Below are 13,277 nucleotides of genomic sequence, written 5' to 3'. Positions count from 1 at the left end.
CGTGCCCTCGACGCGGCGATGGCTCAACGTTAGCGTCCTGGCGCATGAGTCGACGCAAAGTCACGAACAGCACCGTCAGCGGACAAACTCTCAGCCCGGCCGAGCTTCGACGGGTCGACGCGTGGTGGCGTGCGGCGAACTACCTGTCGGTGGGCCAGATCTACCTGATGGACAACCCGCTGCTCCGTGAGCCGCTGCGACCCGAGCACGTCAAGCCACGGCTGCTCGGCCACTGGGGGACCACTCCGGGCCTCAACTTCGTCTATGCGCACCTCAACCGGGTGATCACCGCGCGCGACCTGGACATGATGTACGTCATCGGGCCGGGGCATGGCGGGCCGGGCCTGGTGGCCTCGGCCTGGCTGGAGGGGACCTACAGCGAGGTCTACCCGGACGTGGGGCAGGACCTGGCCGGGATGCGCCGGCTCTTCCGGCAGTTCTCCTTCCCTGGCGGGATCCCCAGTCACGTGGCCCCGGAGACGCCTGGGTCGATCCACGAGGGCGGGGAGCTGGGCTACTCGCTCTCCCACGCCTACGGGGCGGCGTTCGACAACCCCGACCTGGTCGTCGCCGCCGTCGTGGGGGACGGGGAGGCCGAGACCGGGCCGTTGGCCGCGAGCTGGCACTCCAACAAGTTCGTGGACCCGCGGCGTGACGGCGCCGTCCTCCCGATCCTGCACCTGAACGGCTACAAGATCGCCAACCCGACGGTGCTGGCCCGCATCAGCGAGGATGAGCTGGTCTCCCTGATGCGCGGCTACGGGCACGTCCCCTACCTGGTCGAGGGCTCCGAGCCCGAGGAGATGCACCAGTGCTTCGCGACCACGTTGGACCACTGCCTGGACGAGATCGCGGAGATCCAGCAGGAGGCACGGGCCGCGCGCGGCGAGCCGGTGGCCCGTCGGCCCTGGCCGATGATCGTGCTGCGCTCCCCGAAGGGGTGGACCGGGCCCGCAGAGGTCGACGGGCACCAGGTCGAAGGCTCCTGGCGCTCCCACCAGGTGCCGTTCGCCCGAGCGCGGGAGGACGACTCGCACCGTGCGGTCCTCGAGCAGTGGATGCGCAGCTACCGACCAGAGGAGCTGTTCACCGAGGACGGCGCCCCGGTCCCCGAGATCGCCGACCTGCATCCTGCTGGGGAGCGGCGGATGAGCGCCAACCGGCATGCGAACGGCGGCCTGCTGCTCCGGGACCTGAGGATGCCCGACTTCCGGGACTACGCGGTCGAGGTGACGGCGCCGGGGACCGGCGCGGTCGAGGCGACGAAGGTGCTGGGCGGGTTCCTGCGCGACGTGATGGCCGCCAACATGGATCGCTTCCGCCTGTTCTCACCGGACGAGAACAACTCCAACCGGCTCCAGGACGTGCTCGAGGTGACCTCTCGCACCTGGAACGCCGAGCTCCTGCCGGACGACGACAGCCTGGCCGTCGACGGCAGGGTGATGGAGATCCTCTCCGAGCACACCTGCCAAGGCTGGCTCGAGGGATACCTGCTCACCGGCAGGCACGGGCTCTTCTCCTGCTACGAGGCGTTCATCCACGTCGTGGACTCGATGTTCAACCAGCACGCGAAGTGGCTCAAGGTCAGCAACGACATCGTGTGGCGCCGTCCGATCGCGTCGCTGAACTACCTGCTGACCTCGCACGTGTGGCGTCAGGACCACAACGGCTTCTCCCACCAGGACCCAGGCTTCGTGGACCACGTGGTCAACAAGAAGTCCGACGTGGTGCGCATCTACTTCCCACCGGACGCCAACACCCTGCTCTCGGTGACCGACCACTGCCTGCGCAGCCGGCAGTACGTCAACGTGATCGTCGCCGGCAAGCAGCCGACCTTGCAGTACCTCACGATGGAGGAGGCGGTCGTGCACTGCACCAAGGGCATCGGCATCTGGGAATGGGCCGGCACCCATCAAGGCGAGGAGCCGGACGTGGTACTCGGCTGCGCGGGCGACGTGCCGACGATGGAGGCCCTGGCGGCCGTCGAGCTGCTGCGTGGGTTCTTCCCCGACCTCGTCATTAGATTCGTCAACGTGGTGGACCTGATGCGTCTTCAGGACGAGCGTGAGCACCCCCACGGTCTCTCCGACACCGCCTTCGACTCCCTGTTCACCAAGGACAAGCCGGTCATCTTCGCCTACCACGGGTACCCCACCCTCATTCACCGGCTGACCTACCGACGGCACAATCACCACAACTTCCACGTACGTGGCTACAAGGAGGAGGGCACGACGACCACGCCGTTCGACATGACGGTGCTCAACCAGGTCGACCGCTTCGACCTCGCGATGGACGTGATCGAGCGGGTTCCGCGTCTGCAGGCGGTGGGGGGACCGGTCCTCGAGGTCCTCAGGGACAAGCTGATCGAGCACCGGATCTACATCCGTACCCACGGCGAGGACCTGCCGGAGATCCGGGGCTGGCAGTGGCAGCCGGGCACCGGACCTCAGGCCGCCACCCCGGATCCCGCCCAGAACACCCCGGAGGGCTGAGGGCGTGCGGGTCCTGGTCGTCAACACCGGTTCCAGCAGCCTGAAGCTCTCGGTCCGCGAGGGGGACGAGGAGGTCGCGGCCACCACTGTGGAACGTTGGGAGGGAGACGGGCACGACGCGCCCATCCGGGACTTCATCGATCAGCACCCCGCACCCGACGTGGTGGGTCACCGCGTCGTCCACGGCGGGCCGCGCTTCGCCGAGCCGGTGCTGATCGACGACGAGGTGCTCGACTACCTCGACTCGATCACCAACCTGGCGCCGCTGCACAACCCCCGCGCCACCGCCGCCATCCGTGAGGTCACGAAGCTGCTGCCCGACACGCCGGCCGTGGCCTGCTTCGACACCGCCTTCCACGCCACCCTCCCGCCCGCCGCGAGCACCTACGCCCTGCCCAAGCAGTGGAACGAGCGGTGGCAGCTGCGACGCTACGGTTTCCACGGACTCAGCCACGCCTACGCCGTACGGCGTGCGGCGGAGGTGGTCGGAGGAGACCTCGAGGACCTGCGCGTCGTCTCGTGCCACCTCGGCGCAGGCTCGTCACTCGCCGCGGTCCGGCACGGACGATCGGTGGACACCACCATGGGTTTCACCCCGCTGGCGGGCTTGGTGATGGTCACCCGTTCCGGGTCCATCGATCCGGGCATGGTGCTCTGGCTCATCCAGAACGGCGGGATGACGGCCACGGACCTGCGCGACGTCCTGGAGCACCGCTCCGGGATGAAAGGGCTCTCCGGGACCAGCGGAGACCTCCGGGACGTCCTGGCTCAGCGTCAGGCCGGCAACCCGGACGCGACCCTGGCCTATGACGTGTTCACCCACCACCTGCGCCGAGAGATCGGCTCGATGACCGCCAGTGCCCAGGGGCTGGACCTCCTGGTGGTCACGGGGGGCATCGGCGAGCACTCCTGCGAGGTGCGCCGTGACATGACGACAGGCATGAGGCACCTAGGCATCGAGATCGACCAGGCCAGGAACGACTCCGCGCACGGCGACACCGACATCAGCGCACCTGCGGCGCAGGTGCGCACGGTGGTGGTGAAGGCCTCCGAGGAGGCCGAGATCGCCAGGCAGACGACCCAACTGGCAGCCCGTTGACGCGGAGGAACAGTCTGTCGACGCGACCCTGGTCGAGTCCGGCGCCGGCGGTGCTCCTGAGGTGGGCAGAATGTCGTCGTCAGTCTCCGGTTGGGGCTCAGAGGTGACCAGCGTCGACGGCACCACGGCGTGGCGCCGTCGGCGTGCTCCAAGACCGCTGGGGCAACGGATCTGAGGAAGAAGTCGTGGGACGTTTGGCCACGGTGATGCCCGACGACGACCAGGTCGAAGCCGCGGGACGCTGCGATGAGCTGACGGTCGGCGGAGCCGCAGGCAAAATGCACGTTGACCTCGACATCGGGGAATTTCTCGGTCGTCCCGGCCAGCGACTCCGAGACGCGCGCTTGGTCGGCCTCCCGCTCCTGCCAGGACCCCGCGCGGGGGTGGGGCCGACACACTGACCGAGCCAGCATGCTGGCGCGCTCACCGAGCTCGAGCGGATGCTGCGCGGGTCGGCGAGGCTTGGGACGGGGTGCACGACCAGCTCGGGCGCCCGACCACGGGCGTCGGCGACAGCGGTGTCGAGCAGGCTCTGTTCCGTCGCCCGGGCAGCGTCGAGGAGTCGGACGACGTCGAGCCTGCTCGAGCCGTACGGACCCATGGCGTGGGTTGCCGTCAACGGGACCGCGTGCACGATCGTGAGTGCCCGTCGTTCCATGACCGCCTGGCCGCTCGCCCACTCGAGGGCTCTGTCCGACCATGCTGAGCCGTCGATACCGACGACGATGCTGCCAGCGGGCGTTTGCGACCGGTTCATGGGTCCACTCCTGTGCGGGGTACCCCCATGTGCCCACCTGCGTTGGTCCTCGACGGGAGGGCCATTGGGCCCAGGAGTACGGCGGTGCGCAGTTGACCGAGGACGGTGCCCGTCAACGCTCCGCTGGTGTCTGCGGCCAGGGCGGTGTCATGTCTATGACGTGACGAATGCCGGGGGAGGTGGCCCTCAGGAAATGTGAGACGCGATCAGGTCTCGACGCCGGAGAACAACGCAGTCAGGTCGAGGCTGGGGACGTGACGCTGGGAGGCGAGCCAGACGTAGCGTCTCGCCAGGACATCCTTGGCATGCCCTAGGACGGTACCGACGAGCCCGAGTGCTTCGGCGAGCTCATCTGCCCGCATCGTTGCGACCACGTGTATCCAGACCGTTTCCTCCAAGACGTTGAATGCTGTCTGGACCTCCGCAATCCCGAACCCTGCTTCGAAACGCTGCTCCGCAACTGCCTCGCCGTATCGGGCCACCGGCTCCAGCTGACGGTCCCGGAGAGAGGTGACGACAACGTCGAAAAACTCAGCCAAGCGTTCCTGGGTGAACTCGACGCAAGGCACAACGCCCCCCGGGGTAGGGCCGCCTGGCACTGGCAGCGTAGAAGCAGACCCTGTGTGATGGAACAGTCGAGTGAAAGTGCCGCATGGCAATCGACACAAGCCACGGATGGGTTCGTGAAACCGGTGAACGACACGGTCACCACATTGGTCAGCAGCAATGCTCCGCCACCCGAGATCCTTGATCTCCTCGACGCACACCTACCGACGTACGACGTCGTGCTCACGGAGCACCTCGTCGTCGACGCGGATCCCGCCGCCCTCTTCGAGGTTGCGAAGAACTTTGACTTCCTGACTACCAGGTCGCGGCTGGTCACCGCCCTGATGACCGCACGGAGCGTGCCGAGCCGACTGCTGGGACGCCCAGCGGAGCCGCCACGGTCGCTCATGCTTGCCCGAGACCCGGGCGTGTTGCCTGGCTGGCTGGTTCTGGGGGAGGTTGCTGGCCGGGAGGTGGCGTTCGGCGCCGTAGGTACGTTCTGGAAACCCGACATCGAGTGGCACGACCTCGCCGCGGACCAGTTCGCGGCCTTCGAGGAGCCGGGGTGGGGCAAGATCGCCTGCCACCTGCTGGTGCGCCCGGACGGTCCCGGTCGGTCCATCCTCAGCTACGAGTGCCGCACAGCCACCACCGACCCGGTGTCGCGGGCGCAGATGTCGCGATACTGGTGGCTGATCCGCCCGTTCGTGGCCTACGTACTGCGCGCCGTCATCCGTACGATCCGTGTCGAGTTCGACGCTCATGCTTGACCCCCGGCTCGGTGACCACCCGACCGAGCAGGAACTCGACTCTCCTGCGCGCCCGTCGTGGACCGCCACCGAACGCGCCGTGGGACGGACTGCGTGCTGGGTGATCTTCGTCCTCTCCCTAGCCTATGTCCCGGCGATGATGGCGGGATTTCTCGCCAACGGAGGCTTCGAGAAACCCATCGCGGACCCCTACCTCGCGATCATGGAGGTGCTGATCCTGTTGATGGCCGTACCGCTGGTGGCGCTTTTCGCCTGTGTTCACGCTTACGCGCCCGAGAGCCGCAGGACGCTGACCCTCACCGCGTTCGCCCTGGTCACCGTCGCAGTCGGGGTCACGGTGTGTGTCCACGTGGTGCTGCTGACGGTGGGTCGCCAGGTCGATGCGGCAACCTCTCCGGGCTACGAGCTGGTGCTCAGCTGGAACTGGCCTTCGGTGGCCTTCGCACTCGACATTGCCTCCTGGGACTTCTTCCTGGGCTTCGCCCTACTCCTGGCCGGCACCGCCTTCACGGGCCCTGGGCTGCCACGTCTCGTCAGTCGCGGTCTCCAGCTCAGCGGTGCTGTGTGCCTGTTCGGGTTGCTGGGCGCAGCGACCGGCAGCATGGGGTTGCGTGACATCGGCATCGCGGGGTACGCCGTCATCCTGCCGTTGGTGCTGCTGGTGATGGCTCGCGTGTTCGCGTCCACACCCGTTGCGCAGAGCCCCGATGTATGTCCTAGCCGGCTGTCCGGTGCGTATGGAGGGACCTGAACAACCGCCAGCAGACGGTGAACTTCCTCAATCCACTGGCCTACTTCGGTCGTCGAGCTGGTCAGCTTGGATCAGCTGGCGCCGGGCGAATCCCGCGCCAAGTGCTACCCCGGCTGCGGCTCCGATGACGGTACCGATCGCAGGCAGGGCCTGGACCGGTGCCCACGACGCGTGGCTGCGGCGGATCCGGTTCGACCAGCCCGGCACCCGGGCTGCCTACGAGGCCGACCTCGAGACAGTCGAGTTCGCGGTGGCGCGTCGCGCTCGGCTCGATGACGCGATCGCTGCCATGGCCGCTGACAGAGAGTTCACCGCGACGGTGCGCAAGCTGTGCTGCCTGCGGGGCGTCTCCACGTTGACCGGGTTCGCGCTGGCGGTCGAGATAGGCGAGTGGGAGCGGTTCACCGGAGCCAGCATCGGCGCCTACCTCGGCCTGGTCCCCAGCGAGTACTCCAGCGGACAGTCCCGACGCCAAGGCGGGATCATCAAGGCCGGCAACACCCATGTTCGGCGGCTGCTGGTCGAGGCCGCTTGGCACCACAAGGGCCGCTACGCCGACGGCAAGGTGCTGCGCGCACGTTGGGAGCAGGCGCGCCCGAGGCCGCCCGGGTACGCGCTCACGCCGGAAACCAGCGACTTCACCGGCGCTGGACCTCCTACAGCGCCCGGAAGAAGAAGCACACGGTGGCACCCATCGCAGTCGCCCGCGAGCTCGCCGGCTGGTGCTGGTCCCTGGCCACACTGCCCGACTCACCAGCCGGCACACGACCTGACCGAGGAGGCAGCTCCGGACGCCAACGGCACGTGCGGAACCAACCCGCGATTCGACTGTGAGCCACGAGCCCGCGCGTGACGCTCGACCTCAGATCAAGCGGAGCGTTCCCGCCGAACACCGTCCTGCGGTACCCAACCCGCGCACATCAGTCTGGACCACGAAGCGTCGCGCTACCCGCTCGAGGCGTCCAGAACCCCTCCCCAGCCAGAAAAGAGGCGCCGCCAGGACAAATCAGCCGTGGCGGCGCCTCACCCTGCCACTTGACAGGGGGGGCGGCCAGATCCTGCGGCAGTGGCGCAAGGCCCTGCGACATTCATATCGCGACGGTCTCGCTGAGCGCCGACGTGCCACTGGTGCCTCCAGTGCAATAGTCGCGCTCATGAGTGGCGATGCGAATCAACGTGAAGATCTCGAGTTCCGCGAGGACGAGGTCGCCAAACGCGAGGCCGCTCTGCTCGCGCATCGTGGGGCGGCGAACCGGATCATGGACGCTGCCGAGGTCAGGGATGAGAAGGCGGACGTCCGGGACCGTGAGGCCAACGAGCGCGACCGTTCGGCCGATCGTGAGGCATTCACATCACCGGACGAGAACCGGCGATACGGGGCGGACGTTCAGGCCCGCCGCCATGCGGCCCTGGATCGACAGCGCTCCCAGTGCGACCGAGAAGGTGCCTCCGAGGACCGGACCGCGCTCGCGGAGGGGTTCCAAGAGGGCGAGGACCCCGACGTTGCCGAGGTCCGTCCGAGGTAGAAGGGGGCGACGTCATCGGCCGCGCGGGAGTGCGAAGCACCCGTCAACGCCGACGACGAGCGACAAGGCAAGCACGATCGCCGGATCTTCCCCGCGACCGGGCAGCCAAGACCGACGTTTCCGACGGGCCAGCAGCCTGCCACGATGGCTGGATGACGGACTCCCTCGCGCCGCTGACCGCGCACTCTGAGGCAATGCTGCCGGGCGCCATCGACAATTACATGGTCACCGACGTGCCACTGTGCGGGCCTGGAACAACTGGGGCCGCGCTGCAGGCGATGCTGGTGGGCACCTCGTACGTCTCGGCCGCCGCCGTCGCGGTGTGTGAGCACGTCGACAGTTCCGCGTACCGGCTGCTCGGGCTGATTACGCTGGAGAACGCCCTGGCCGCGCAGCCGGATGAGTTGGCCGTTGGCCTGATGGATCCGGATCCCCCGGTGGTCACGCCCGGCGTCGACCAGGAGGCGGCGGCTTGGAAGGCCGCCCATCACGGGGAGTCCAGTCTCGCGGTGGTCGCGAGCGACGGGACGTTCCGCGGGTTGGTGCCACCAGCGAGCCTGCTCACGGTGCTCCTGGCCGAGCACGACGAGGACCTGGCACGTCTGGGTGGGTTCCTCAGCGCCTCCGCCTCTGCCCGTCACGCCATGGATGAGCCGATGGTGGCACGGTTGTGGCACCGGCTGCCGTGGCTTGTGCTTGGCTTCCTCGGCTCGGCGGTGGCAGCCGTGTTGGTGAGTGGGTTCGAGGAGGAGCTGGCCACAGAGGTCCGGCTTGCGCTATTCATCCCTGGCATCGTCTACATGGCGGATGCGGTGGGGACGCAGACCGAGGCCCTGGTGATCCGGGGTCTCTCGGTCGGCGTCGCGATCGGTGGGGTGTTCCGGCTGGAGGTCCTCACCGGGCTGCTTGTCGGCTTGGTCCTGGGGGCGCTCACGGTTCCCGCGGTGTGGCTGGTGCTGGGCTCCGTCGAGCTCGCGATCACGGTGAGCCTCTCCCTCGTCGCGGCCTGCGCGGTGGCCACGATCGTGGCGATGTCGCTTCCGTGGCTGATGTCACGCCTGGGCCGGGACCCTGCGTTCGGCAGTGGTCCGTTGGCCACCGTCGTTCAGGACCTGCTGTCGCTGCTCATCTACTTTGCAATAGCGGGGGTGATCATGAGCTGAGGGGAGCATGAAGGACGTCTCGGGCCGGCCGGGCAGCCTCGGCGCCGTCGGTGCTGGACGCCTGCCGCCTGGGAACCACACCCTTGCCACGGTTCGCGGCGACGTGAGCCAAGGGGTTCGGGTCTCGGGTCGATTGCGTTGGGGAAGTTGCTAGCCGGGGCGAGTGCAGGCATCCCCGAGCCCCGCGCTGCGGCGGGGGCCGGCTCAGTCCAGTGGGGTGTCGATGCAGCCGACGAACCACCTGCCGATGCCGATCTCCTCACGCCGCTCGCCTGGGAGCGTGGCCGGCAAGTTGGAGGGCTGATAGTGGTCGCGACTGACGTACGTGAACATCGGCCACCACTTCTTTCGCCAGGCCCGCTCGGCGGACCCGCAGGCGTGGCACACCAGGTCGACCCGCACCGGATTCGTGCCGGTCCCACTGCACGCGACTGGGCCAGCGGGGCACCGGAACGAGCACGGCCACAGTGGGACGCGTAGCACGATGCACTTTCACGGCTTGACAGTCATCGGCGAGAGAGACTCACTCGCAGGGCGGTTCACCCAGCCGAGCCGACCCGTCTCCTCAACTCGCTGACGAGTCCGGCCGGGCGTCAACCCGTTGACCAAGGCCCCCCGGGGGGCTTGGACTCTGGCCGTACAGTCGGCCACGTCGCAGGGTGGGCGGGAGTCGTGAACGCCACATCGCGACGCCGACGACACCGGAGGCCAGGGCTTGTGAGTGCTTCAACCCGCTCGACGCGCCTCGAGGTGCCTGTTCCTACCGCGCGGCGGCCCCCGCAGCCCTCAAACCTCACGTGCAAGCTCGTGATGGCCGGAAGCGGGAGCATGTTCGCCCTGTTCGTCGTGGCACACATGGTCGGCAACCTGAAGGTCTACACGGGCCCAGAGCACTTCAACGCCTACGCGCACTGGCTACGCACACTCCTCGAGCCGCTCCTGCCCTACGAAGGTGTGCTGTGGTTCCTGCGCGTCGTCCTCGCCGTCAGCCTCGTGGGGCACCTGTGGTGCGCGACCGTGCTTTGGGGACGCGCCCGTCGTGCACGGGGCAGCTTCCGGCCCGCCCGTCCCGGCTGGCGCTCGTTCTCGGCCAGATCGATGCCCGTGACCGGGGTCGTTCTGCTGCTGTTCCTCGTCTTTCACCTCCTCGACCTGACGACCGGCACCACTCCGGCGGCCAGTTCGGCGTATGCCGCCACGACCACAACCTCGAGCCAGTCTTACGAGAACCTCGTGGCGAGCTTCGACCGTCCGTGGGTCTCGGCGTTCTACGTCCTCGCGATGGTTGTCCTCGGCATGCACCTCGCGCACGGCCTGTGGGCCGTGGTCAACGACCTCGGCGTCACCGGCCAGCGGGTACGCCGGATCGCCGTGATCGCCTCGGGAGCGGTGGCCGCGGTGGTCTTCGTGGGCAACGCCTCCATCCCGGTGGCCGTGCTCATGGGTGTCGTCCGATGACCGCCGAGGTCGACGCCGGCACTCAGGCGCTCTGGAGCGTGGGCAGCCCGATCGACGGGCGCGTCCCCGAGGGCGACCCGGCGCAGGCGTGGACGAACCGGCGCTTCGACTATCGGCTGGTCAGCCCGGCCAACCGCAAGAAGTTCACCGTGATCGTCGTGGGAACCGGTCTCGCAGGCGCCTCGTGCGCGGCCGCGCTGGGCGAGCTGGGATTCCACGTCGAGGCCTTCACGTTTCACGACTCCCCGCGAAGGGCACACAGCGTGGCCGCACAAGGTGGGATCAACGCCGCCCGCGCCCGCAAGGTCGACAACGACAGTCTGGCCAGATTCGTGAAGGACACCGTCAAGGGTGGTGACTACCGCTCGCGGGAGGCCGACTGCTTCCGTCTCGGCGAGGAGTCGGTGCGGGTCATCGACCACATGCATGCGATCGGCGCCCCGTTTGCCCGCGAGTACGGCGGTCAGCTCGCGACGCGTTCGTTCGGTGGGGTACAGGTGTCGCGGACCTACTACACCCGAGGACAGACCGGGCAGCAGCTTCAGGTCGCGGCCTCCCAGGCGTTGCACCGCCAGGTCGCCGCCAGCAATGTGACCATGCACACCCGCCACGAGATGCTCGACCTCGTCGTGGTCGATGGCCGGGCCCAGGGCATCGTCACCCCCAACCTGCTGACCGGCGGGATCGCAGCGACCACGGGGCACGCCGTGGTCTTGGCCACCGGTGGCTACGGAACGGTGTTCTACCACTCGACACTGGCGATGAACTCCAACGCGACTGCCGCCTGGCGGGCCCACCGACGAGGTGCACTTTTCGGGTCGCCGTCATTCGTCCAGTTCCACCCGACCACGCTTCCGGTGGACTCCGAGTGGCAGTCCAAGACCACGTTGATGAGCGAGTCCCTGCGCAACGACGGCCGGATCTGGGTGCCAGTCAAGGCCGGTGACACACGAGCTCCCGGCACGATCCCGGAGGACGAGCGCGACTACTACCTGGAACGCAAGTACCCCGCGTTCGGCAATCTGGCCCCGCGAGATGTCGCGTCTCGTGCAGCCCGCGAACAGCTCGACTCGGGGCACGGGGTCGGCCCGCTGAAGAACAGCGTTTACCTCGACTTCCGCGACGCGATGGCCTCCGTCGGACGGGCCACACTCGAGGAGCGGTACGGCAACATCTTCGACACCTATCTCAACGCGACCGGCGATGACGCCTACGCCACGCCTATGCGGATCGCGCCCGGCGCCCACTACACGATGGGCGGGCTCTGGACGGACTTCGATCTGATGACGTCGATGCCGGGGCTGTTCGTCGGCGGCGAGGCCGGTTGCGGTTATCACGGCGCCAATCGACTGGGAGCGAACTCGCTGCTGTCGGCCTCGGTGGACGGCTGGTTCACCTTGCCCTACTCGATCCCGAACTACCTGGCGCCGCTGCTGGGCACCAAGCGGTTGCCCTTGGACGATCCGGCCGTCGTCGGTGCCGTCGACCACGTGCGCGCGCGCATCGACGCGCTGGTGTCCATCGGTGGCACCACCAGTGCATCATCCTTCCACCGGCAGCTCGGCGAGATCCTGGTTCGCGGGTGCGGGGTGAGCCGTTCGGTGGAGTCGTTGAGCACCGCGATCGCGAAGATCCGCTCGTTGCGCGAGGAGTTCTGGACCGACCTGTGCCTCGTCGAGGATGGTGAAGGGCTGGATCACGAGCTCGAGCATGCGGGCCGGGTCGCGGACTTCCTCGAGCTGGCCGAGCTGATGTGCATCGATGCCCTAGACCGCAACGAGTCCTGCGGCGCGCACTTCCGCGTCGAATACCAGAACGAGGCCGGCGAGGCTGTCCGCAACGACGACGACTGGGCCTTCGTCTCCACCTGGGAGACTCAGGCCGACGGCCACCACGTCCGACACGACGAGCCGCTCACTTTCGCGGCCGTACCTCTCCAGACGAGGGACTACCGATGAGGATCGACCTACGGATCTGGCGTCAGCACGATGGGGAGGCCGTGGGCGGTTTCGTCGAGTACGAGGTGAACGACGCCTCACCCTCGATGTCGCTCCTCGAGCTCATCGACAGGCTCAACGAGACGCTCGTCGGGCAGAAGATCGAGCCCGTCGCTTTCGACTCGGACTGCCGTGAAGGAATCTGCGGTTCCTGCGGGATCACCGTCGACGGCCGCCCACGGCCCCGAGGCGAACACCCCCTCTTGCCAGCAGCACCTGCGCAGCTTCATCGACGGCGCACGGATCACCCTCGAACCGTTGCGGGCCGGCAGCTTTCCCGTCGTCCGCGACCTCGTCGTGGACCGCTCGGCCCTCGACAGGGTCATCGAGTCCGGCGGCTTCATCTCGGTCGACGCCGGCACGGCACCGGACGCAGACGGGCGGCCGGTGGCCCACGCGGTCGCCGAGGCGACGCTCGACCTGGCAGCGTGCATCGGATGCGGAGCCTGTGTCGCCGCCTGCCCGAACGGCTCGGCACAGTTGTTCCTCGGATCGAAGCTGGCCCATCTCGCGCTCGTCCCCCAGGGCGAGGTCGAACGGACCGCCCGTGCATCGGCCATGACCGCGGCAGCGGACCTCGAGTTCGGTCCCTGCTCGACCTTCGGCGAATGCGTCAAGGTCTGCCCCGCAGGCATCCCGTTGACGGCCATCGCGATGGTGCCCAAGGAGTCCCTCCGGGCAAGGCTGCGCGGCCCGAGCAGCTGACACGCCGCACCGG

10 protein-coding genes and 3 pseudogenes are annotated in these 13,277 nt (G+C 68.1%); 10 read left to right on the top strand and 3 right to left on the bottom strand.

Translation table 11 applies throughout. The features are described from left to right. Positions 1–44: 44 nt before the first annotated feature. Together AC4BGE_RS18245 and AC4BGE_RS18240 are read left to right on the top strand one after the other, a co-directional pair. The gene (locus AC4BGE_RS18245) at positions 45–2,492 is read left to right on the top strand and encodes a phosphoketolase family protein (protein WP_490576204.1); all 2,448 of its coding nucleotides are present in this window, start codon (positions 45–47) and stop codon (positions 2,490–2,492) included. Between the two features lie 4 nt (positions 2,493–2,496). Beyond that, a complete protein-coding gene (locus AC4BGE_RS18240; RefSeq protein WP_490576203.1) occupies positions 2,497–3,591 on the top strand; it encodes an acetate/propionate family kinase in 1,095 nt (364 codons plus the stop codon). A 149-nt stretch (positions 3,592–3,740) separates the two neighbouring features. On the opposite strand, the pseudogene AC4BGE_RS18235 reads toward AC4BGE_RS18240, so the two are convergent. The 3 genes and pseudogenes from AC4BGE_RS18235 to AC4BGE_RS18225 form a co-directional block, all read right to left on the bottom strand. Further along, positions 3,741–4,004: pseudogene (locus AC4BGE_RS18235) on the bottom strand (universal stress protein); the annotation flags it as partial. Between the two features lie 167 nt (positions 4,005–4,171). Further along, positions 4,172–4,348: pseudogene (locus tag AC4BGE_RS18230) on the bottom strand (universal stress protein); the annotation flags it as partial. A 206-nt stretch (positions 4,349–4,554) separates the two neighbouring features. After that, positions 4,555–4,887 carry a hypothetical protein gene (locus AC4BGE_RS18225; RefSeq protein WP_490576202.1) on the bottom strand — a complete coding sequence of 111 codons (333 nt, stop codon included), beginning with the start codon at positions 4,885–4,887 and terminating at the stop codon, positions 4,555–4,557. A gap of 87 nt (positions 4,888–4,974) precedes the next feature. Between AC4BGE_RS18225 and AC4BGE_RS18220 the strand changes: the two genes are divergently transcribed. From AC4BGE_RS18220 to AC4BGE_RS18185, 8 genes and pseudogenes are all read left to right on the top strand, one after another. Then, positions 4,975–5,664 (top strand): hypothetical protein, encoded by a 690-nt coding sequence (locus tag AC4BGE_RS18220; RefSeq protein ID WP_490576201.1) that lies wholly within the window; start codon positions 4,975–4,977, stop codon positions 5,662–5,664. Continuing rightward, positions 5,657–6,415: a hypothetical protein gene (locus AC4BGE_RS18215; RefSeq protein ID WP_490576200.1), complete on the top strand. Its 759-nt coding sequence runs from the start codon at positions 5,657–5,659 to the stop codon at positions 6,413–6,415. Before AC4BGE_RS18220 ends, AC4BGE_RS18215 begins: the two co-directional genes overlap by 8 nt. A gap of 124 nt (positions 6,416–6,539) precedes the next feature. Further along, a complete protein-coding gene (locus tag AC4BGE_RS18210) occupies positions 6,540–7,268 on the top strand; it encodes a transposase (protein WP_490576199.1) in 729 nt (242 codons plus the stop codon). A 301-nt stretch (positions 7,269–7,569) separates the two neighbouring features. Further along, on the top strand, positions 7,570–7,941 hold the full coding sequence (locus AC4BGE_RS18205) for a hypothetical protein (protein ID WP_490576198.1): 372 nt from the start codon (positions 7,570–7,572) through the stop codon (positions 7,939–7,941). A gap of 152 nt (positions 7,942–8,093) precedes the next feature. Next, complete coding sequence (locus AC4BGE_RS18200) at positions 8,094–9,104, top strand: magnesium transporter (RefSeq protein ID WP_490576197.1); 1,011 nt, start codon at positions 8,094–8,096, stop codon at positions 9,102–9,104. Between the two features lie 828 nt (positions 9,105–9,932). Beyond that, the gene (locus AC4BGE_RS18195) at positions 9,933–10,562 is read left to right on the top strand and encodes a succinate dehydrogenase cytochrome b subunit (protein WP_490576196.1); all 630 of its coding nucleotides are present in this window, start codon (positions 9,933–9,935) and stop codon (positions 10,560–10,562) included. After that, complete coding sequence (locus AC4BGE_RS18190) at positions 10,559–12,520, top strand: fumarate reductase/succinate dehydrogenase flavoprotein subunit (RefSeq protein ID WP_490576195.1); 1,962 nt, start codon at positions 10,559–10,561, stop codon at positions 12,518–12,520. Before AC4BGE_RS18195 ends, AC4BGE_RS18190 begins: the two co-directional genes overlap by 4 nt. Beyond that, positions 12,517–13,264: pseudogene (locus AC4BGE_RS18185) on the top strand (succinate dehydrogenase/fumarate reductase iron-sulfur subunit). The gene AC4BGE_RS18190 and the pseudogene AC4BGE_RS18185 overlap by 4 nt, the downstream one beginning before the upstream one ends. The last annotated feature ends 13 nt before the right edge of the window (positions 13,265–13,277 follow it).

Source organism: Nocardioides sp. Z50_6 (genome assembly GCF_058215755.1).
Note: the sequence above shows the minus strand (reverse complement) of the source record. Positions and strands in the feature narration are given on the sequence as shown.